Annotated in this window: 1 protein-coding gene; it reads left to right on the top strand. The window is 71.7% G+C overall.

Annotated features, from left to right (window positions below; translation table 11 throughout):
- Positions 1-1,376 (top strand): HAD-IC family P-type ATPase (locus AC08ON_RS08600; RefSeq protein WP_476616751.1); only part of this gene is annotated, 1,376 nt, incomplete at its 5' end.
- Between the last annotated feature and the right edge of the window lie 292 nt (positions 1,377-1,668).

Below are 1,668 nucleotides of genomic sequence, written 5' to 3'. Positions count from 1 at the left end.
ACCACGCGGCAGTGGGGGATACCGGCACGACCACGGTGCTGAGCGTCAAAGGGGCGCCCGAGGTGCTGCTGCCACGGTGCGCCCACATCCGGACCGCCGACGGCACGGCACCGCTGAACGACCGCCGGCGGGCGAGGCTCAGCCAGGAGCACAGCCGGCTCGCGGGCGCGGGCTACCGCGTCCTCGCGGTGGCCGATCGCAACCTGGGGTCCGCGCCCCGACCGGCGGACGAGGAACTCACCGATGACAGCGTGGCCGAGTTGGCCTTCCTCGGCTTCCTCGTCCTGTCCGACCCGGTCCGGACCACGGCCGGGGCGTCGCTGGAGGCGCTGCGCGCCGCGGGCGTGCAGGTGCTGATGATGACCGGAGACCATCCGGCCACCGCCAGGACGATCGCCACCGAACTGGGAGTGCTCACCGACAACCAGATCATGCTGACGGGTGTCGAGCTCGAAGCCATGGACAACGAGGCCCTGGACGCGGTCCTGCCCAGGGTGGCCGTGATCGCCCGGGGCACTCCGCTGCATAAGGTGCGGGTCGTGGAGGCCTACCAGCGGCTGGGCAAGACGGTGGCGATGACCGGCGACGGCGCCAACGACGCGCCCGCCATCCGGCTCGCCGACGTCGGCCTCGCGCTGGGCCGGCGTGGCACACCGGCGGCCCGGGCCGCCGCCGACGTGGTCGTGACGGACGACCAGCTGGACACGATCATCGATGTGCTCGTCGAGGGCCGTTCGATGTGGGCCTCGGTCCGCCAGGCCCTGGGCATCTTCGTGGGCGGGAACCTCGGCGAGATCGCGTTCACCCTCCTCGGCTCCATGGCCACCGGGCGGTCGCCGCTGTCCGCGCGGCAACTGCTGCTCGTCAATCTGCTCACCGATCTCGCCCCGGCCCTGGCCGTCGCGCTGCGCGAGCCGGATCCGGAGGCGACCGGACAGCTCCTCGGCGAGGGCCCGGAGCGCTCCCTCGGTACCGTCCTGAACCGGGAGATCGCGGTGCGGGCGGTCGCCACGACCCTCGCCGCCACGGGTGCCTGGATCATCGCCCGCCTCACCGGACGCCGACGGCACGCGAACACGGTCGGCCTCGCCGCGCTCGTCGGCTCGCAACTGGGCCAGACGCTGCTCGTCGGCGGCCGCAACCGGACAGTCCTGCTGAGCATCGCCGCCTCGGCGGTCGTCCTGGCCGCCATCGTGCAGGTACCAGGCGTCAGCCAGTTCTTCGGTTGCACCCCGCTCGGTCCGGCGGGCTGGTCGATCGCGATCGGCGCGTCGCTGGCGGGGACGTTGCTCTCCTTCCTCCTCCAAGCCTCCGTCGGGCTGCAGTCCGGCGGGCTGCAGTCCGCCACAGGACACCTTTGGGTACGTGCGAGGTGAGTTGCGAGGTGAGTGGGGTAGCTGCCTGCACAAAAGCAGCCATGATATCGCGATTGAGGAATCTGATATCGAACCTGTGAGGTGACGCCGGTGGCCGACACCCTCGTACGTGACGTGCCGACGCGGTTCTCGCCGAGCTCGACGCTGCCTCCGCCCGAGCCGGAATCTCGCGTGTCGAGTATCCGCGCCGCACGCTTGCCGCCGCAGCCGGCCATCACCGGGCCCCGAGTGTCCCCGATCTGCTGATCGCAGCGACAGCGGAAGCCGCCGGCCTCGGGCGCTCCACTCGGCC

It is taken from the genome of Frankia sp. CoWAU3 (genome assembly GCF_977971855.1).
This window is presented reverse-complemented; position numbering and strand designations above follow the sequence as displayed.